The organism is Streptomyces sp. NPDC051567 (assembly GCF_044454165.1).
In the GTDB taxonomy this organism is placed as follows: domain Bacteria; phylum Actinomycetota; class Actinomycetes; order Streptomycetales; family Streptomycetaceae; genus Streptomyces.
In genome coordinates this window covers 1-17,163 of the sequence record NZ_JBITDK010000053.1, presented here as the reverse complement: position 1 = coordinate 17,163, position 17,163 = coordinate 1, and the positions used below count along the sequence as shown (strand labels likewise).

Below are 17,163 nucleotides of genomic sequence, written 5' to 3'. Positions count from 1 at the left end.
GGGGACCCTGTGGGAGAGTAGGACGCCGCCGAACAATTATTCCGGGAAAGCCCCGCACCTTATGGTGCGGGGCTTTCCTGCGTTCACCACCTTTTTCCGTGGAATCGGCCGGCCCGGCTGGCTAGTCTCGGATCATGAACCAGCACGTGATACGTCCGGTCCGTACGGACGAGTGGGAGAAGGCCAAGGAGCTGCGGCTCACCGCGCTGAACGACCCGGTGGCTCCGATGGCGTTCCTGGAGAACGCGGCGGAGGCCACGGAGCGGCCCGACGCGTTCTGGCAGGACCGGACCGGGCGGGCCTCGCAGGGGCGTGACGTCCGGCAGTTCATCGCCGAGGGACCCTACGGGCAGTGGAACGGGACCGTCACCGTGCTGGTCGAGGAGCGGGGCAGCTCCGATTTCCTCGGCCGCACGGTGGAGCGGACCCAAGGGCACCTCGTCGCCGTGTTCATCCGGCCCGGACACAGGGGGGCCGGGCTGGCCGAAGCCCTGTTCGGGGCCGCGCTGGAATGGGCCTGGTCGCTGGAGAAGCCGGCGCTGGAACGCGTACGGCTCTTCGTGCACGAGGAGAACGCGCGGGCCGGGGCCTTCTACCGGCGGTTCGGGTTCGTGGCGAGCGGGTGTGTCGTGCCCATGCCGGGGAAGCCGGGGGAGCGGGAGCTGGAGTACGCGCTCCCGCGGCCGGCCCCGGCGGCGTAGTACCGGCGCGGCCCCTCGGGCCCCGGGCTACGGGAGGGTGGCCTCGGGCCAGCGGGAGCGGGCCTGTTCACGGCTGCGGCACAGGGCCAGCAGGGGGAGCGTCCCGTCGGCGTCGGCCAGGAGTTCCGGGAGCAGGGGGACCGGGGCCACGGCGGCCACGTCCTCCAGCACCAGGGACAGTGGTGGGTCGAGCCGACCGCGGGATGACCGTGCGGCCACGCGGCGGCCGTGCTCGACCACGCTGGAGGCGAGTGCGGTCAGCAGAGGCATCGCACCCGGGTGGGTCCGGGGGTCTTCCAGGGGCTCGCCCACCACGTACAGGCTGCCCCCCTCGGACAGGAACGAAGCCAGCGCGAGGGAATCGGTCCGGTTCGGGTTGCAGGCCTCGCGGATGTGGACCGAGGTGAGGCAGGAGAGCGCACGGGCCGTCAGGTGCTGGGCCAGTTCGCGGCGTTCGGCGTGGGCGGTGAGCGCGCTCTCCAGTTCACCCGCCGCGCCGGGGGCGGCCTGGAGGTGGGTGCGCAGGACACGGACCGGGTCCTGGGCGCTGTTGCCCTGGGCCCAGCGGTGCAGTTGCTTGAACGGGCGGCCGTCCAGGGCCGCCGCCTGCAGCCAGCTGCGCAGGAGCGTTTCCGCGGTGTCGGCGACCGCCGCGTCCATCCGGGCCTGGGGCCGTACGGGGGCCAGCAGGGCCCGTGCGCGGGCGGCGGCGGTGTCCCGGTCGGCGCAGTCCTCGGCCGGGTTCCAGTGCATCCGGGCCGGGGTGTCGCACAGGTGGGAAGGGTCGTAGAGGAGGACCGGGCCGAGCTTGGCGCGGGCGTCCTTGGTCTGCGCCCAGAGCGCGGGGGAGGAGGTCACGACGAGGACCGCCCCCTCCGCCGAGGCGATGCGCAGGGCGGCGGCGTGGTGGCGTTCGGCGGGCGGTCCGTAGGCCATGCGGGGCGCCGGGGCGGCGCTCACCGGGGGAGCCTGGGCGAAGAGGGGAGCCGGGCCGGGCGGGGCCGGTGGGCTGTGGTGGTGGTGTGCCGGAGGGGCGGCCGGGGGCGGTGGGCCGGCCGGGGCCCCGGCGAAGTGCGCGGGTGCGGTCGCGGATGCGTGCGTGTGCACGGGCGGGGCCGCGGGGGCCGGGACGTACGGCGGGGGCTCGTGCGCGGCGGCCCGCCTGGCCAGGGCGCGGCGGGACTTCGTCCGGGCGATCACGCCGATGCAGAAGACCGTCAGGACGAACATCACCAGGAGCTGGCTGATGAACAGGCCCCAGAACAGGCCCCAGCCGGGCAGGGCCGCCGGGTCGGTCTCCGGCCAGGCGCCCGGGACGTCGTGGGGTTGCGCTATCAGGGCGCGGACGGCTCCCGGGGTCCGGGTGAAGGTGACCTTGTCGGGCCAGGCGCCCTTGGCGAACCAGGAGGCGAGGCCGGTGGCCGACCAGACCAGGAGGGCGAGGCCCAGGAGGAAGGCCAGGAGGCCCACCAGCATGCCGTCCGGGACGCCCCCGCGCGCGGGGGACTGCGTACGGGGTGCGTCGTGCATGGTCAGGCCACCGTGGTCGCGGAACCGGGGCCGCCGCCGCCCCGGTGGCGTTCGATGGACAGGGCCCGCTCCTCCGCCTCCAGTTCGGCGGCGAGCAGGTCGTCGGGGAGCCGGTCCGGGGCGGAGGACTCGGTCATGGCGCGGTCCGTGTAGACCAGGGGGCGTTCGGCCTCGGTGATCAGGTGTTTGACGACCTGGACGTTGCCGTTGACGTCCCAGACCGCGATGCCCGGGGTGAGGGTCGGGATGATCTCCACGGCCCACCGGGGCAGGCCCAGGACCTGCCCGGTGGCCCGGGCCTCGTCGGCCTTCTGGGCGTAGATGGTCCGGGTGGAGGCCATCTTGAGGATGGCCGCGGCCTCGCGGGCGGCGGCGCCGTCGACGACGTCCGAGAGGTGGTGGACGACGGCGACGAAGGAGAGGCCGAGGCGGCGGCCGAACTTCAGCAGGCGCTGGAAGAGCTGGGCGACGAAGGGGCTGTTGATGATGTGCCACGCCTCTTCGACCAGGAAGATCCGCTTCTTGCGGTCGGGCCGGATCCAGGTGTGCTCCAGCCAGACGCCGACGATCGCCATCAGGATCGGCATCGCGATGGAGTTGCGGTCGATGTGGGAGAGGTCGAAGACGATCAGCGGGGCGTCGAGGTCGATGCCGACGGTGGTCGGGCCGTCGAACATGCCGCGCAGGTCGCCGTCGACGAGGCGGTCGAGGACCAGGGCCACGTCCAGACCCCAGGCCCGGACATCGTCTATGTCGACGTTCATGGCCTCGGCCGACGAGGGTTCCGGGTGGCGCAGTTGCTCGACGATGTCGGTGAGCACGGGCTGGCGCTCCCGGATGGTGTCGACCACGTAGGCGTGCGCGACCTTGAGCGCGAAGCCGGAGCGTTCGTCGAGGCCGTGGCCCATCGCGACCTCGATGATGGTCCGCAGCAGCGCGAGCTGACCGGTCGTCGTGATCGCCGGGTCGAGCGGGTTGAGGCGGATGCCGTCGTCGTTGGCGGCGATCGGGTCGAGGCGGATGGGGGTTATTCCCAGCTCCTGGGCGATCAGGTTCCACTCGCCCACGCCGTCCTCGCCCTGGGCGTCCAGGACGACGACCTGGCGGTCCTTGAACCGGAGCTGGCGCAGGACGTACGTCTTCTCCAGCGCGGACTTGCCGTTGCCGGACTCGCCCAGGACCAGCCAGTGGGGGGCCGGGAGCTGCTGGCCGTAGAGCTGGAAGGGGTCGTAGATGTAGCCCTTGCCGCTGTAGACCTCGCGGCCGATGATCACTCCGGAGTCGCCGAGTCCGGGGGCGGCGGTGGGCAGGTAGACGGCCTGGGCCTGGCCGGTCGAGGTGCGGACGGGCAGCCGGGTGCTCTCGACCTTGCCGAAGAGGAAGCTGGTGAAGGCGTCCGTCAGCGCGGACATGGGATCTCGCATGGGCGGCACTTCCCTCCAGCTAGCGTCGGATGCCGGTGGCGAACGGCAAGGTGTTGACGAAGGCGCGGTGGTGCTCGCGGTCGCACCATTCCAGCTTCAGGTAGGACTTGCCGGCCGAGGCGCGGATCGTCCGCTTGTCGCGGGCGAGGGCTTCGGGTGAACGCGAGGACACCGTGATGTACCCGACCAGGTTGACTCCCGCCGCACCGCTGGCGAGATCTTCACCCCTCTGGTCGAGCCGGCCGTGGGCGGCGATGTCGCGGGGGTCGACGGTCCGGTTCATCTTGGCGGCGCGGGAGGCGTCCGCCTCGTCGTTGGTCTTCTCCGTCAGCATCCGCTCGATGGCGACCTCGGTGGGTTCGAGGTCCATGGTGACGGCGACCGTCCGGATCACGTCCGGGGTGTGGACGAGCAGCGGGGCGAGGAAGTTGACGCCGACGGGGGTCATCGGCCACTCCTTCACCCAGGCCGTGGCGTGGCACCAGGGGGCGCGGGTGGAGGACTCGCGGGTCTTGGCCTGGAGGTAGGTGGGCTCCACCGCGTCGAGCTCGGCCGGCCAGGCGTTGCGCTTGGTCATGGCCTGGATGTGGTCGATGGGGTGGTCCGGGTCGTACATGGAGTGGACGAGGGAGGCCAGGCGGCTCTGGCCGAGGGGCTGGCGGACCCGGATGTCGGCCTCGGCGAGGCGGGCGCAGATGTCGGTGAGCTCGCGGGCCATGACGATGGCGAGGCCGGCGTCGCGGTCGAGCCTGCGGCCCTTGTGGGGGAGGGCGGCGCGGGCGATGGTCTGGGCCTCGGCGGCGAGTTCGCGCGTGTAGTGCATGCAGGCGACGAGGTAGGCGCGGTGCTGCTCGGAGGAGGTGGAGACCATCGACTGGAGCTGCTCGTAGGAGTCGCGCAGCCAGCCGGGGGCCTGGGTGTCGCCGCGCTGGGCCACGTCCTTGGCGTGCGCGTCGGGGTCGGCCGGGAGGGTGCGGGCGAGCATCTGGATGCGGGTGACGAAGCCGTCGCCGTTGGCCACGTGCTTGAGGAGGGTGCCGAAGCGGTCGACGAGGGCTTCCTGGTCCTCGCTGTCGCGCAGGCCGACGCCGGGGCCCTCGATCTCGATGGCGGCGGTGACGGTCCTGCGGTCGGCGTGGAGCAGGACGGCGATCTCGTCGGGGCCGAAGGGGGCGGCGAGCCAGTTGATGCGGCCGATGCCGGGCGGCGGGCCGACCTCGACCTCCCGGCCGTCGGCGCCGCGGATGCCCGCCTCCATGGCGCCCGAGCGGTACGCCGTGCCGCGGCGCAGGATGCGCTTGTAGCTGCGGCTGATCTCGAACCAGCGGTAGAAGGTGCGGCCCTTGTACGGGACGTAGACGGCGGCGAGCGCGAGCATGGGGAAGCCGACGAGGCTGGCGATGCGCAAGGTGATGTCGGGGACGAGCAGTCCGCTCATCATGCCGAGGAAGGCCCCGGCGATGATCATGCCGATCTCGCCGCTCTCGCGGTTCTTGCCGACGATCGCGTTCGGCCGGGCCCGGCCGATGAGATACGTGCGGCGGGGCGCGACCGGGTGGAGCTGGTGGGACTGGGTCGTCAACGCCCGTCACCTCCTGTGTTCCTCGGGCTCGAACTCGTGCGGGGCGGGGGTGGGGCGGTGGGGAGGGCGCCGCCGGGTCCGCCGCCGGAGGTGGGCCGGCTGCTGTGGGCGGCCACGCCTCCGGAGATCGGGTTGGCGGGGCGGGGGGCGGCGGAGCTGCTGCCTCCGTCACCGCCTCCGCCGCGGCTGCTGTGGGTCTTGATGCCCTGCGAGACGAGGGAGGCCGGTGAGCTGATGACGGCGGCGGCCTGGGAGCCGTCGGTGGCCTTGCTGCGGTGGGAGCGGGCGGAGGCGATCTCGTCGCCGAAGCCGGGGACGAAACGGTAGATCATCGCGGAGGCGAAGATGGCCAGCAGGATGATGGCGAGGCCGGTGACGACGGCGGAGAAGGCGTTGGGGCCCTTCTCGCCGGTGAGTGCCCCGGCCAGGCCGAGCACGATGACGATGACCGGCTTCACCAGGATGACGGCGATCATGATGCCCGCCCAGCGGCGGACGTGGCCCCAGAGGTTGCGGTCGACGAGTCCGGCGTACACGACGACGCCGAGGAGGGCGCCGACGTAGAGGAGGGCGGCCCGGATGAAGAGTTCCAGATATAGCACTCCGGCGGCGAGGACGGTGACGAGGGCGACCACGATCAGCATGATCGGGCCGCCGCCGATCTCGTCGCCCTTCTTGAGGGCTTCGGAGAAGGAGCCGAAGAAGACGTCGGTCTGGCCGCCGGTGGCGGAGGAGATGATCTCGGTGACGCCGTCGGTGGCGGAGACGACGGTGTAGAGGATCAGCGGGGTGAAGGCGGAGGCGAGGACCGTGAGCCAGAGGAAGCCGACGGCCTCGGAGACGGCCGTGGTGAGCGGGACGCCGCGGACGGCGCGCTTGGCCACGGCGAAGAGCCACAGGACGAGGGTGAGGATGGTGGAGGCGGCGAAGACGACGGCGTACTGCTTGAGGAAGGCGGGGTTGGTGAAGTCGACGTCGGCGCTGCCTTTGACGGCTTCGCTGAGCTTGGAGACGATCCAGGCGGCGGCGTCGGCGCAGCCCTTGGCGAGGGAGGCGAGGGGGTTGAGGGGGTCGTTGGACGTGAGGCCGGGGGTGGTGCCGGTGTTCGCTCCGTCGCCCCTGAGGCAGTAGTCCTTGGCGGAGCCCGGGAGGAGATCGCACTCCGGGTTCCCCGCCGAGGGGGAGGGCGTCGTCGAGGGAGTTGCCGAGGACGTCGCCGAAGGCGTGGGGGTGGGGGTCGGGGTGGGCGCGGCGTGGGCGCGGGAAGCCAGCGCGATGACGGCCATGTGGACGGCGACGACGACGCCCGTCCGGAGCCGGAGGCTAGTGCGGTGACCGGAAAGGTTTGCCGGTGAGCCCGCGGCGTCCGGTGCGACTGCGTTCGCCGCGCTCACTTCGTCTCGGCTCTTGCCTTGATCCTTCGGATGCCGAGCGCATCGCAAGGCGGAGGGGCGCCCGTAGTACTGGACGTACTTGGGTGCTCCGACAACATCGCGAGGTGCCGTGCCGGGCGTCGCGGGCCGGTGAACCTTTCCGGTCACAGCACTAGCGGGCATAGGTGAACCCTCCGAACTCCTTGGTTGCCTTGCTGATGTCGTCCGCGGTGGACACGGCGGCGTCGCCGGGGACCGGAGCGGGTCCGTCCTGCTGGCTGTCGTCGGTGATCTTCCAGTCGTCCCCGCTCCACGTCAGCTCGAAGAACCAGGTCTTCCAGGTGGTCCGGACGGGATCGGTGGACTTCTCGCCGGACATGCCGATCAGGCCCGTGGCCCAGACGGCGATACTGGCCTTGGCCGGGGTGTAGTTCTCCACCCGGGTGCCGACGGGGACGGTGCGGGTGACGAAGGTGTTGCCCTGCGCGGCGTTGCCGTTCGCGTCGAGCCCGAGCTTGGCGAGGAAGGCCGTCGAGTACGCGGCGTCCTGCGGGCCCTTCAGGCGGCCCGCCGCCTCCGCGGTGTAGATCCCGTCCACGAGGGCGTGCCGGCTGTTCTTGCGGAACATCGCGTCGGAGCCCAGGGCCACCGCGTAGTTCGCCGCCGCGGACTGGGCGCCCTGTTCGTCGTGGGCGAAGCCCTTGGGGAGGCCCGCGGCCTTGCCCGGGACCGGGAGGACGCCCGTCGGGGAGGTGGGGGTGGTCGCCGGGGGTTTGTCCGCGGACGGGGTGGACGAGGTGCTGCCGCCCTGGTTGGCGAAGGCGATGGCGGCGATCAGGAGGACCACCACACCGACCACCGTGACCAGGCCGCGGGTGGACCGGGGGGTGCGGCGGGGGGCGCCGTGCGGGTCGGCTGCGGAGTCCGGGAGCCGGGTACGGGTCTGGCCGGTGCCGCCGACCTCGCCGTGGCCGCCGCCGTACTGCTCGTCGTTGCTCATTTCGGGTCCGCCCCCTCCGCGTCGTCCGACGGTAGCGCTGGTTCCCGCGCAGGCGGGGTGTGGTGAGTCCTCATCAGGTGCCGCCGTGGGGCCCGGCTAGACGGCCATTCCGTAGACGATCGTGAACAGTGTCCCGAGGGAGCCGATGATGAAGACTCCCGTCAGCCCGGCCACGATCAGGCCCTTGCCCTGTTCCGCGCTGAACGTGTCGCGCAGGGCGGTCGCGCCGATGCGCTGCTTGGCCGCGCCCCAGATGGCGATGCCGAGACAGAGGAGGATGGCCACGGCCATGACCACCTCGATCATGACCTTCGCTTCATTGCCGAGACTGCCGAACGGCCCCCAATTCGGGGCGATTCCGCCGATGATGGTGGTGATGTCGCCTTTTCCGGCTGCCAGGATCATGTAACTCACCGCCCTTGCATGGGTAGTTCCGGTAGCCCGTGCCCGACGGCATGGGTCACTCACTATCTTCGCTGATGAAACTGCGGCCGTCGTCGACTTGTCGGCTCTCTTTACCCGATCTCCCGCCCCGCGCCCCGCTCGCCCGCGTCGGCCCGGGCGCGGGAGGGGGCCACGGAACCGTCAGCGATCACTCTGTGTATCACGGTGGGTGACGTCGGGCAATGATTGCCGTCCCGGTGGGCGGGAGGCGGTGCGTGGCGCCGCCGTTCGGCGCAGCCGGGACGGGTACGGGCACGCGCGCGGGCAGCACGCCCCGGCCCCGGTCCGGGTCAGTGCCAGTGGGCGGGCCGGGTCAGGGTCGGCGGGATGCGGGTGGCGGGGTTGCCGCGGGCGGCGTTCAGCTGGGCCTGGGTGAGGAAGAGCGCGCCCCGCAGGTCGGCGTCGCGCAGATCGGTGTCGCGGAGGTCCGCGCCGATCAGGTCGGCCGTACGGAGGTCCGCGCGGCTCAGGTCGGCGGCGATCAGGCAGGCGCCGCGCAGGTTGGCGCCGCGCAGGTCCGCGCCGCGCAGGCGGGCGCCCATCAGGTCGGCGCCGCGGTGGTTCTTCCCGCGCCCCGGCGCCTTCGCCCGGACCAGCTCGCCGGCGCGCAGCAGCAGGGTGCTGACCTCCTGGCGGAGGGCGCCGACGTCCAGGGCTTCGAGGGCCGGCGCGTCGGCGTGGGTCCACCGGGTGGTCCGGGTCAGCGCCTCGCGGAGTTCCGTGTGGACGGGGGCGGCGTCCGGGAGGGTCAGTGCCTCGGTGACGTAGAAGAGCAGTTCGTGGAGTTGGCGCATGACGGGGAAGACGTCGAACATCCGGCGGGCCGTGTCCGGGTGGGCGCGCCAGTCCCGGCCGCCGAAGGTGACCTGGGAGACCTGCTGGCCCGCGCCGAAGCAGTCGAAGACCGTGCAGCCCTGGAACCCCTTGTCGCGCAGCCGGGTGTGGATGCCGCAGCGGGAGTCCTGCCGGAGGTGGGAGCAGGGGGTTCCGGCGGCCTTGTCCACGGCGAAGTCGCTGGACCTGGCGAAGGGGAGGGCGACGCAGCAGAGCGCGAAGCAACTGGAGCAGTCGGCGCGCAGCTCGGGGACGGCGGGGGCGGCGGGGGCGGCGGCCGAGGGCGCGGGAGGGGTGGAGGGCGCGGGAGGAGGAGTGGACACGTCGTCCATTGTCGTCCGTCGGCGCCCGCCTCCCCGGGCGGGGCGCGCGGGGCCCGGCGCGGCGCCCGCCGGGGCGGGCGTTCCCGTGGTCAACCCCCGTACCGCGCAGGGCAGTACGTGTGGCAGGCTCGGGCAGATGGAGCCGCTCACAGACACCGATCCGGAGCGGATCGGGGTGCACGTGCTGGTGGCCCGGCTGGGGGCCGGGGGGATGGGCCAGGTGTACCTCGGGCGTTCGCCCGGAGGCCGGCTCGTGGCCGTCAAGGTGGTGCGGGACGAGATCGTGGGGAATCCGCAGGCGCTGGCGAGGTTTCGCCGCGAGGTGGAGACCGTACGGGCCGTGCGCTCGGCGTACACCGCGAACCTGATCGACGCCTCGCTGGAGGAACCGCCGTTCTGGCTGGTCACCGAGTACGTGTCCGGGCCGACGCTCGCCCACGCGGTACGGGCCCGCGGGCCGCTGTCCGCGCGGACCTGCGGGGGGCTGGCGGCGGCGCTGGCGGAGGGGCTGGCCAGCGTGCACGCGTACGGGGTGACGCACCGGGACCTGAAGCCGCAGAACGTCATCCTGGGCGCGCAGGGGCCGCAGCTCATCGACTTCGGGATCGCGCGCGGGATCGGGACGACCGCGCTGACGCGCGAGGGGCAGGCGATGGGGACGCCGGGGTTCACGGCGCCGGAGGTGCTGCTCGGGGCGGTCGCCGGGGACGCGGCCGACGTCTTCGCGCTGGGCGCGACACTGGCGTACGCGGCCACCGGACGGCCGCCGTTCGGCGGTGGGGCGGTGGCGACGGTCGGGTACCGGACGGTGCACGAGCCGGTGGACGTGGCCGGGGTCGAACCGGCCCTGGCGGCGCTGATCGGGGCGTGCACGGCGAAGGACCCGGCGGCCCGGCCGACGCCCGCGGAGGTCATCCGGCGGTGCGGGGTGCGGGACGCGCTGGTCGAGGACCCCCAGTACGCGGCCCTGGCGCTCCCGGCGCCTGCCCCGGCCCCGGCACACCGGCTCGTCCCGGACCTGGCCGACCCGGCGGACCGGCCCGCGCCGCCCGGCCTCCCCGCTGACGGGCCGCCGACCGTACGGGGACCCGCGCCGGTCGCCGGCGGCGCGGCACCGGGGGACGCGGGAGCGGGTACGGGCACGGGCACGGTGGCCGAGCCGCGTCGCGGGCGTGGGCGGGCCGGGCGGTGGGTCGCCGTCGGGCTGGTGTTCGCCGCGGCCGGGTCGGTGGCCCTCTGGAAGCTGCTGCCCGGCCCGGTGGCGGACCCGGCCGCCGGGCCGGGCCCGGCGGGTTCCGCGGCCGCCCCCGCCCCCGCCGTCCCGCCCGTGTCCGCGTCCGCCTCCGCTTCCGGGCGGCCGGGCAAGAAGGCGGTCGACTTCCGCTGGAAGCTCTCCTCCGACCCGGCGAGGGCGATGTACCGGGCCGGGGAGTGCGACCGGGAGGTGGAGGGCGACCCTCCCGGCGCCGGGATCCAGACCTCGACCGTGACGTCCCACACCAACGGCGTGACCGCCGGTACGGCCAAGGTGCGGATGCGGGCCGAGCGCGGGGCGAAGGAGGGTTCCCGGCCCGCGCCGTATCTCGTCGTCGCCGCCGTCAAACCTCCCGGCCCGGTGGCGGTGCCCGCCGACCGCCCGGCCGGGTTCCTCAGCGAGCCCGTCGACCTGTACGCCACCTGGGACTCCGGCGACTACGGGGAGTTGAGCTATCCGGGAGACTTCCCGGGTGCCGTGCCCCTCGCGGAGAAGGAGGGGGACTGGACGGTCGTCTTCTACCACGCCGAGGATGGCCCCAAGAGGTACACGAGCATCTCCTGCGGGGGCTTCCGCGTGGGGCGGTAGGACGGGCGGCACGGGCAACACGGCCGGATCGCAAGGGAAAACGACTGTGATGGGGGAGGGTTGACGGGTGCGCAGATTCTGGATGGCAGGCGGGATCGGGGTCGGACTGTGCCTGAGTTTCCTCGTACTGCTCGTCGTGGGGACGTACACGGCCGCGGCGGGTCTCGTGGGTTCGGGGGCGGGCGGCAGGGCGGTCGGGCTCGCGAAGGGGGCGGTGCCGGCGCAGTACCAGGCGCTGGTGCAGCGGTGGGGCACGCTGTGCCCGGCGATAAACCCGGCGCTGCTCGCCGCCCAGTTGTACTCGGAGAGCGGCTGGAACCCGAAGGCGGTCAGCCCGGCCGACGCGCGCGGGATCGCGCAGTTCATCCCTGGCACCTGGGCGGGTCACGGCATCGACGGCGACGGCGACGGCGACCGGGACATCTGGGACCCGGCGGACGCGATCCCCTCGGCCGCCTCCTACGACTGCCAGCTGGCCAAGGACGTCGCGTCCGTGCCCGGGGACGCGACGTCGAACATGCTCGCGGCCTACAACGCGGGGGCCTACGCGGTCATCCGGTACGGCGGGGTGCCCCCGTACAAGGAGACGCAGGGGTACGTGAAGGCGATCACGACCCTCGCCAAGAGCTTCGCCCGGCCCGTCGGGCGGGTCGCCTCCTCGCAACAGGCCGCCGGGGCGATCTACTTCGCGCAGAAGCAGCTCGGGACGCCCTACCTGTGGGGCGGCAACGGGACGGCCGACCAGGGCGGGCGGTTCGACTGCTCGGGGCTGACCAAGGCCGCGTACGAGACGGTGGGCATCGAGCTGCCGCGGGTGGCGAACGACCAGTACAACGCGGGTCCGCACCCCTCGCGGGACGAACTGCTCCCCGGTGACCTGGTCTTCTTCTCCGACGATCTGACGGACTCCCGGGCGATCCGGCACGTCGGCCTCTACGTGGGCGGCGGGTACATGATCAACGCCCCGTACACCGGCTCCGTGGTCCGCTTCGACCGGATCGACACGCCCGACTACTTCGGTGCGACGCGCGTGACGGTGGACGGCGCGGAAGCCCTTCCGGAGCGGACCCCGGCGGGCACCGGAGTCTAGCCACTCTCCGTGAAGCTCAGGCCCTGAGCTGCGACGATGAGTCACTCTTCGATAACGTTGGAGTGATCATCCGGTGGAGAGCGGAACCTCGTTGTCAGAACGGGCGTTCCATGGGACACGGGGGCTGGTCGAGCGGGGGCGAAGGGGCGCACGCAGCGGTGCGCCCGCAGGGGAACCACGGCAAGGGCAAGGGGCCGCATCACCATGGCTGGACTCACGACCGGTGGGCCGAATGTGGATGTCAGCCTGCTGTACGGGATCAACGGGCTGGCCCGCCGGGCCCCGGCCTGGTTCGACCGGGCCGTGGCCCCGGCCGCCGAGTACGGTGTCCCGCTGGCCCTGGTGCTCCTGATCCTGTGGTGCTGGCACTCGGGCCGCCGCCAGGACGAGGCCACGGCCGTCGAGACCTTCACCGCGCTGGTGTGGGCGCCGCTCGCCGCCGGGCTGGCCCTGCTGGTCAACGTGCCGCTGCGGGAATTCGTCGGCAGGCCGCGGCCGTTCCGGCAGCACGAGGGGCTCCAGGTGCTCGACCCCGGCCTCGGGGCGGCCCTCACCAGGACGGACTTCTCCTTCGTCAGCGACCACACCACGCTCGCGATGGCCCTGGGCGTCGGCCTGTTCGTCGCGAACCGGCGGCTCGGGCTCATCGGGATCGGGCTGGCCCTGGCCGAAGGGCTCTGCCGGGTGTACATGGGCGTCCACTACCCGACCGACGTCATCGGCGGGCTCGCGCTCGGCACCGCCGTCGTGCTGCTGCTCGCGCCCCTCGCGTCGGCGCTGCTGACCCCGGTGGTGCGGGCGGTGGCGGGCTCCCCGCGGATCGGCCGGATCGTCCGGGCCAAGGACCGTACGGTGTCCTGCCCGGTCGGCCTGGCCCCGGCGGCGGGCCCGCGCACGCGGGAGAGCGACCTCGCGGCCTGAACCACCGGCCGGTCCGGCGGCGCCGGTTCAGTGCTGGGCGTAGGCGTCCCAGACGGCGAGCAGGACGGCCACCACCAGGCACAGCCCCGCCGCCCCGAAGCAGAGGAGCACCGCCCTCGGCCGGGACCGGGGCGTCACCGGCCACCGGTTCCGGACCGGGCCGGGGCGGGCGCGGGGCGCGGGTCCCGGCGGAGGGCCGCCGGGCGGGGCGCGGTTCCTGGCATGAGTCCAGGGCATCCGCTCCCGGGAGCACCGGCCAGCCGGGCCGTCCGAACGGGCGACACGCCGGGCCGGGCCGTCAGGGCGCGGTGTGCCGGGCGGCATCCCTGCGGGCGAGGTCGCGGGAGCGGCGGGCCGGGCCCGTCCAGCCGCAGGAGCAGACGGCCAGGCAGAACGCGCCGCGGTCGGTGGTGGTCACGGTGTGGGCGGTGGGCCCCGGCGGCTCCGCGAGGGTGCGCGGGGGCGGCACGGGCGCGGGCGGAGGGGCGGTGCGCGCCCCGGTGTGCGGGTCCACGCCCCCACGGTACCGGGGACGGTCGTGGTTCCGGTCGTGGTTCCGGTCGTGGGCCGGGGCCCGTGACGCGTGCCCCCGGACCTCGTTAACCGGGGCGGGTGGGGCCTCGGGCGAACAGCGTTCATGCGTTGGGGGTTGGGAGGCGTTGGTGGTGCACCAGCACAGCGGACGGCGCGGGCGTGCCGGTGAGGCGGTGCTCGTCGTCGGCGTGGCCGTGATGGTGGTCGCGGCGGCCGGGTGCCGGCCGGGCGGTGGCGCGGGCGCGGCGGGTGACGACCGGCCCGGGGCGGATGTGACCCAGGTGGTGCGCGGGGCCGCCGACGTACTGGTGCGGACGGGCAGCGCGCGGGCCCGTACCGCCATGGAGATGGCCGCGGGCGGGACCCGGGTCACGATCCGGGGCGAGGGCGGGGTCGACTTCACGCACCGGATGGGGCAGCTCCTGGTGATGCTCCCGGCCGATGTGACGGGCAGGACCGGCCACCGGCCCCTCACCGAGCTGCTCGCCCCCGGCGCCCTGTACATGAAGAACCGCGGCGCGGGGGTTCCCGCGGACAAGTGGGTCAGGGTCGACACGACGGCGCTGGCGGACGGGAACCTGGTGACGGGCGGGGCCACCGACCCGCTGGCCGCGGCCGAGCTGCTGCGGGGCGCGCGGGAGGTGACGTACGTCGGGGAGACCGAGGTGGGCGGGGCCCGGGTGCGGCACTACCGGGGGACCACCGACATCGGGCGGGCCGCGCTCGCCGCCCTGCCGGAGGTCAGGGGGGCGCTGGCCGCGGCGGCGAAAGGGTTCAGCAAGGACGGGGTGCCCTTCGACGCCTACCTCGACGAGGAGGGGCGGCTGCGGAAGGTCCGGCACCGTTTCACCTATGTCAACAATGGCGTGATCGACGTGTCGTCGACCACGCTGTTCTACGGGTTCGGGACCCCGGTGACCGTCGAATTGCCCCCGAGTACGGACATTTACGCCGGGAAGATCGCGCAATAGCCGACCGGGCGGGGGCGGGCGGCGCGATCGGGCCATGGCCGGGTATCCGGAAATGGTCCATCCGTGTCATGCGCGGCGCGCTGCGGCCTCCCTACGCTGGGAAGCCGAGCGCTGAACGCCGACGCCGACCGCCCGATGACGGCAGACAAGAGGTGACACGCGTGACTCCCGCAGGCGGTACGACGGTGCAGGACCACGTGGCCCTCGCGGAGATAGAGCTGTGCGGTGAGCTGATCATCGCGGCCTCCGCCGCGGCCGAGGAGCGGCTCAGCCTGGACCGGATCGACGAGGTGCTGCTCGGCCCGTAGCCCCCCGGCGGGGCCGGGTGGCCCGGGGCGTCAGGTGCGCAGCAGGCGGGCGATGGCCTTGGTGGCTTCCTGGACCTTGGCGTCGATCTCGGTGCCGCCCTTGACGGCCGCGTCGGCGACGCAGTGGCGCAGGTGTTCCTCCAGCAGCTGGAGGGCGAAGGACTGCAGTGCCTTCGTGCTCGCCGAGACCTGGGTGAGTATGTCGATGCAGTAGACGTCCTCGTCGACGAGGCGCTGGAGGCCGCGGATCTGGCCCTCGATCCGGCGCAGCCGCTTGAGGTGCTCGTCCTTCTGGTGGTGGTAGCCGTGCACGGGCGCGGCGGCTTCGCCGGCCGCGCCGGTTCCGGTGCCCTCCGCCTCGATGGTCGTCATGCGTCCTCCCGTGGTCCGGAGCGAGGGGTGCATACCCCTCATGGGTATAGGGTACTGGGCCGCCGCCGAAGGGGCGCGGGCCTGTGGTCCTCACTCTGCCTGATGGAGGACACTGGGCAACGGCCGGTTAGCCGTGGCCGGGGGATGCGCCTAGCATCAGCCTGACCGAATCCAATGCACCCCGAGGACCTCACGTGCGATTTCGTCTGACCCCCAGGGAGACGAGCTTCTACGACATGTTCGCCGCCTCCGCGGACAACATCGTCACGGGCTCGAAGCTCCTGATGGAACTGCTCGGAGCGGAATCCTCCGCCCGGGCCGAGATCGCGGAACGGATGCGGGCGGCGGAGCACGCGGGGGACGACGCGACGCACGCGATCTTCCACCAGCTGAACTCCTCCTTCATCACGCCGTTCGACCGCGAGGACATCTACAACCTCGCCTCCTCCCTCGACGACATCATGGACTTCATGGAGGAGGCGGTCGACCTGGTCGTCCTCTACAACGTGGAGGAGCTCCCCAAGGGCGTCGAGCAGCAGATCGAGGTGCTGGCGCGGGCGGCCGAGCTGACCGCCGAGGCCATGCCGCACCTGCGGACGATGGAGAAGCTCACCGAGTACTGGATCGAGGTCAACCGGCTGGAGAACCAGGCCGACCAGATCCACCGCAAGCTGCTCGCGCAGCTCTTCAACGGCAAGTACGACGCCATGGAGGTGCTGAAGCTCAAGCAGATCGTCGACGTGCTCGAAGAGGCGGCCGACGCGTTCGAGCACGTCGCGAACACGGTGGAGACCATCGCGGTCAAGGAGTCCTGAACCTCGTGGACACCTTCGCTCTGATCGTGACCATCGGTGTCGCGCTCGGTTTCACGTACACCAACGGTTTCCACGACTCGGCGAACGCGATCGCGACCTCGGTCTCGACCCGCGCGCTGACCCCGCGGGCCGCCCTCGCCATGGCCGCGGTGATGAACCTCGCCGGTGCCTTCATGGGCAGCGGGGTCGCCAAGACGGTCAGTGAGGGCCTGATCGAGACGCCCCACGGCAACCGGGGGATGTGGATTCTCTTCGCGGCGCTGGTCGGCGCGATCGTCTGGAACCTGATCACCTGGTACTTCGGCCTGCCCTCGTCCTCCTCGCACGCCCTGTTCGGCGGCATGGTGGGCGCGGCGCTGGCGGGCGGCACGGACGTGATCTGGTCGGGTGTGCTCGACAAGGTCGTCATCCCGATGTTCATCTCCCCGGTCGTCGGCCTCGTGGTCGGCTACCTGGTGATGGTCGCGATCCTGTGGATGTTCCGCCGGGCCAACCCGCACAAGGCCAAGCGCGGCTTCCGGATCGCGCAGACGGTGTCGGCGGCCGGCATGGCGCTGGGCCACGGTCTCCAGGACGCGCAGAAGACGATGGGCATCGTGATGATGGCCCTGGTCATCGCCGATGTGCAGACGGCGGGCGACGCGATCCCGATCTGGGTCAAGGTCGCGTGCGCCGTGATGCTGTCGCTGGGCACCTACGCGGGCGGCTGGCGGATCATGCGGACCCTCGGCCGCAAGATCATCGAGCTGGACCCGCCGCAGGGCTTCGCGGCCGAGACCACCGGTGCCTCGATCATGTTCGGCTCGGCGTTCCTCTTCCACGCGCCGATCTCGACCACCCACGTGATCACCTCGGCGATCATGGGCGTGGGTGCGACCAAGCGGGTGAACGCGGTCCGCTGGGGGGTCGCCAAGAACATCATCCTCGGCTGGTTCATCACCATGCCGGCCGCGGCGCTGGTCGCGGCGGTCAGCTTCTGGATCGTGAACCTGGCCTTCGTCGGCTAGTGCTGTGACCGGAAAGGTTTGCCGGTAGGCCCGCGGCGTCCGGTGCGGTGGATCGCAAGGCGGAGGGCCACGGCTTGTACTGGACGTACTT

The 17,163-nt window shown here is 72.6% G+C and carries 17 protein-coding genes; 8 read left to right on the top strand and 9 right to left on the bottom strand.

Features of this window, described 5'->3' with window-relative positions; all coding sequences use genetic code 11:
- Positions 1-134: 134 nt before the first annotated feature.
- The gene (locus tag ACIA5F_RS30615) at positions 135-701 is read left to right on the top strand and encodes a GNAT family N-acetyltransferase (protein ID WP_399358661.1); all 567 of its coding nucleotides are present in this window, start codon (positions 135-137) and stop codon (positions 699-701) included.
- A 27-nt stretch (positions 702-728) separates the two neighbouring features.
- On the opposite strand, the gene ACIA5F_RS30610 is transcribed toward ACIA5F_RS30615, so the two are convergent.
- The 7 genes from ACIA5F_RS30610 to ACIA5F_RS30580 all read right to left on the bottom strand — a co-directional run bounded on the left by ACIA5F_RS30610 (position 729) and on the right by ACIA5F_RS30580 (position 9,220).
- Entirely contained in the window at positions 729-2,231 is a 1,503-nt protein-coding gene (locus ACIA5F_RS30610; RefSeq protein WP_399358658.1) for a type VI secretion protein, read from the bottom strand.
- 2 nt (positions 2,232-2,233) lie between these two features.
- Positions 2,234-3,655, bottom strand: a complete 1,422-nt coding sequence (locus tag ACIA5F_RS30605; RefSeq protein ID WP_399358655.1) for an ATP-binding protein — start codon at positions 3,653-3,655, stop codon at positions 2,234-2,236.
- A 19-nt stretch (positions 3,656-3,674) separates the two neighbouring features.
- Complete coding sequence (locus ACIA5F_RS30600) at positions 3,675-5,237, bottom strand: SCO6880 family protein (RefSeq protein ID WP_399358653.1); 1,563 nt, start codon at positions 5,235-5,237, stop codon at positions 3,675-3,677.
- Positions 5,234-6,523 (bottom strand): hypothetical protein, encoded by a 1,290-nt coding sequence (locus tag ACIA5F_RS30595; protein ID WP_399358651.1) that lies wholly within the window; start codon positions 6,521-6,523, stop codon positions 5,234-5,236. Before ACIA5F_RS30595 ends, ACIA5F_RS30600 begins: the two co-directional genes overlap by 4 nt.
- Positions 6,524-6,782: 259 nt before the next feature.
- Positions 6,783-7,610, bottom strand: coding sequence for a hypothetical protein (locus ACIA5F_RS30590; RefSeq protein ID WP_399358649.1), 828 nt, complete (start codon positions 7,608-7,610; stop codon positions 6,783-6,785).
- 96 nt (positions 7,611-7,706) lie between these two features.
- Entirely contained in the window at positions 7,707-8,015 is a 309-nt protein-coding gene (locus ACIA5F_RS30585) for a hypothetical protein (RefSeq protein ID WP_399358665.1), read from the bottom strand.
- 329 nt (positions 8,016-8,344) lie between these two features.
- Positions 8,345-9,220, bottom strand: a complete 876-nt coding sequence (locus ACIA5F_RS30580) for a pentapeptide repeat-containing protein (RefSeq protein ID WP_399358646.1) — start codon at positions 9,218-9,220, stop codon at positions 8,345-8,347.
- Between the two features lie 127 nt (positions 9,221-9,347).
- Between ACIA5F_RS30580 and ACIA5F_RS30575 the strand changes: the two genes are divergently transcribed.
- The 3 genes from ACIA5F_RS30575 (at position 9,348) to ACIA5F_RS30565 (ending at position 13,065) form a co-directional block, all read left to right on the top strand.
- Positions 9,348-11,054, top strand: a complete 1,707-nt coding sequence (locus ACIA5F_RS30575; protein ID WP_399358644.1) for a serine/threonine-protein kinase — start codon at positions 9,348-9,350, stop codon at positions 11,052-11,054.
- Between the two features lie 82 nt (positions 11,055-11,136).
- Positions 11,137-12,144 carry an NlpC/P60 family protein gene (locus ACIA5F_RS30570; protein ID WP_399358663.1) on the top strand — a complete coding sequence of 336 codons (1,008 nt, stop codon included), beginning with the start codon at positions 11,137-11,139 and terminating at the stop codon, positions 12,142-12,144.
- A gap of 204 nt (positions 12,145-12,348) precedes the next feature.
- On the top strand, positions 12,349-13,065 hold the full coding sequence (locus tag ACIA5F_RS30565) for a phosphatase PAP2 family protein (RefSeq protein WP_399358642.1): 717 nt from the start codon (positions 12,349-12,351) through the stop codon (positions 13,063-13,065).
- A 298-nt stretch (positions 13,066-13,363) separates the two neighbouring features.
- Here ACIA5F_RS30565 and ACIA5F_RS30560 read toward each other — a convergent pair whose 3' ends face one another.
- Complete coding sequence (locus ACIA5F_RS30560; RefSeq protein ID WP_399358640.1) at positions 13,364-13,579, bottom strand: hypothetical protein; 216 nt, start codon at positions 13,577-13,579, stop codon at positions 13,364-13,366.
- 145 nt (positions 13,580-13,724) lie between these two features.
- On the opposite strand from ACIA5F_RS30560, the gene ACIA5F_RS30555 reads away from it, so the two are divergent.
- Together ACIA5F_RS30555 and ACIA5F_RS30550 are read left to right on the top strand one after the other, a co-directional pair.
- Entirely contained in the window at positions 13,725-14,570 is an 846-nt protein-coding gene (locus ACIA5F_RS30555; protein WP_399358638.1) for a hypothetical protein, read from the top strand.
- A 161-nt stretch (positions 14,571-14,731) separates the two neighbouring features.
- Positions 14,732-14,878: a hypothetical protein gene (locus ACIA5F_RS30550; RefSeq protein WP_399358668.1), complete on the top strand. Its 147-nt coding sequence runs from the start codon at positions 14,732-14,734 to the stop codon at positions 14,876-14,878.
- Between the two features lie 30 nt (positions 14,879-14,908).
- Here the strand turns inward: ACIA5F_RS30550 and ACIA5F_RS30545 are convergent, their stop codons facing one another.
- Positions 14,909-15,250, bottom strand: coding sequence for a metal-sensitive transcriptional regulator (locus tag ACIA5F_RS30545; protein ID WP_399358636.1), 342 nt, complete (start codon positions 15,248-15,250; stop codon positions 14,909-14,911).
- Positions 15,251-15,444: 194 nt separating this feature from the next.
- On the opposite strand from ACIA5F_RS30545, the gene ACIA5F_RS30540 reads away from it, so the two are divergent.
- On the top strand, positions 15,445-16,065 hold the full coding sequence (locus ACIA5F_RS30540; RefSeq protein ID WP_399358634.1) for a DUF47 domain-containing protein: 621 nt from the start codon (positions 15,445-15,447) through the stop codon (positions 16,063-16,065).
- 5 nt (positions 16,066-16,070) lie between these two features.
- On the top strand, positions 16,071-17,072 hold the full coding sequence (locus ACIA5F_RS30535) for an anion permease (protein WP_399358632.1): 1,002 nt from the start codon (positions 16,071-16,073) through the stop codon (positions 17,070-17,072).
- Positions 17,073-17,163 lie beyond the last annotated feature (91 nt).

What these genes read in the sequence shown, in the direction of transcription:
- ACIA5F_RS30615 (WP_399358661.1), top strand. Translation starts at nt 135, where the DNA reads ATGAACCAGCACGTGATACGTCCGGTCCGTACGGACGAGTGGGAGAAG.
- ACIA5F_RS30610 (WP_399358658.1), bottom strand. Translation starts at nt 2,231, where the DNA reads ATGCACGACGCACCCCGTACGCAGTCCCCCGCGCGCGGGGGCGTCCCG.
- ACIA5F_RS30605 (WP_399358655.1), bottom strand. Translation starts at nt 3,655, where the DNA reads ATGCGAGATCCCATGTCCGCGCTGACGGACGCCTTCACCAGCTTCCTC.
- ACIA5F_RS30595 (WP_399358651.1), bottom strand. Translation starts at nt 6,523, where the DNA reads ATGGCCGTCATCGCGCTGGCTTCCCGCGCCCACGCCGCGCCCACCCCG.
- ACIA5F_RS30590 (WP_399358649.1), bottom strand. Translation starts at nt 7,610, where the DNA reads ATGAGCAACGACGAGCAGTACGGCGGCGGCCACGGCGAGGTCGGCGGC.
- ACIA5F_RS30585 (WP_399358665.1), bottom strand. Translation starts at nt 8,015, where the DNA reads ATGATCCTGGCAGCCGGAAAAGGCGACATCACCACCATCATCGGCGGA.
- ACIA5F_RS30580 (WP_399358646.1), bottom strand. Translation starts at nt 9,220, where the DNA reads ATGGACGACGTGTCCACTCCTCCTCCCGCGCCCTCCACCCCTCCCGCG.
- ACIA5F_RS30575 (WP_399358644.1), top strand. Translation starts at nt 9,348, where the DNA reads ATGGAGCCGCTCACAGACACCGATCCGGAGCGGATCGGGGTGCACGTG.
- ACIA5F_RS30570 (WP_399358663.1), top strand. Translation starts at nt 11,137, where the DNA reads ATGGCAGGCGGGATCGGGGTCGGACTGTGCCTGAGTTTCCTCGTACTG.
- ACIA5F_RS30565 (WP_399358642.1), top strand. Translation starts at nt 12,349, where the DNA reads ATGGCTGGACTCACGACCGGTGGGCCGAATGTGGATGTCAGCCTGCTG.
- ACIA5F_RS30545 (WP_399358636.1), bottom strand. Translation starts at nt 15,250, where the DNA reads ATGACGACCATCGAGGCGGAGGGCACCGGAACCGGCGCGGCCGGCGAA.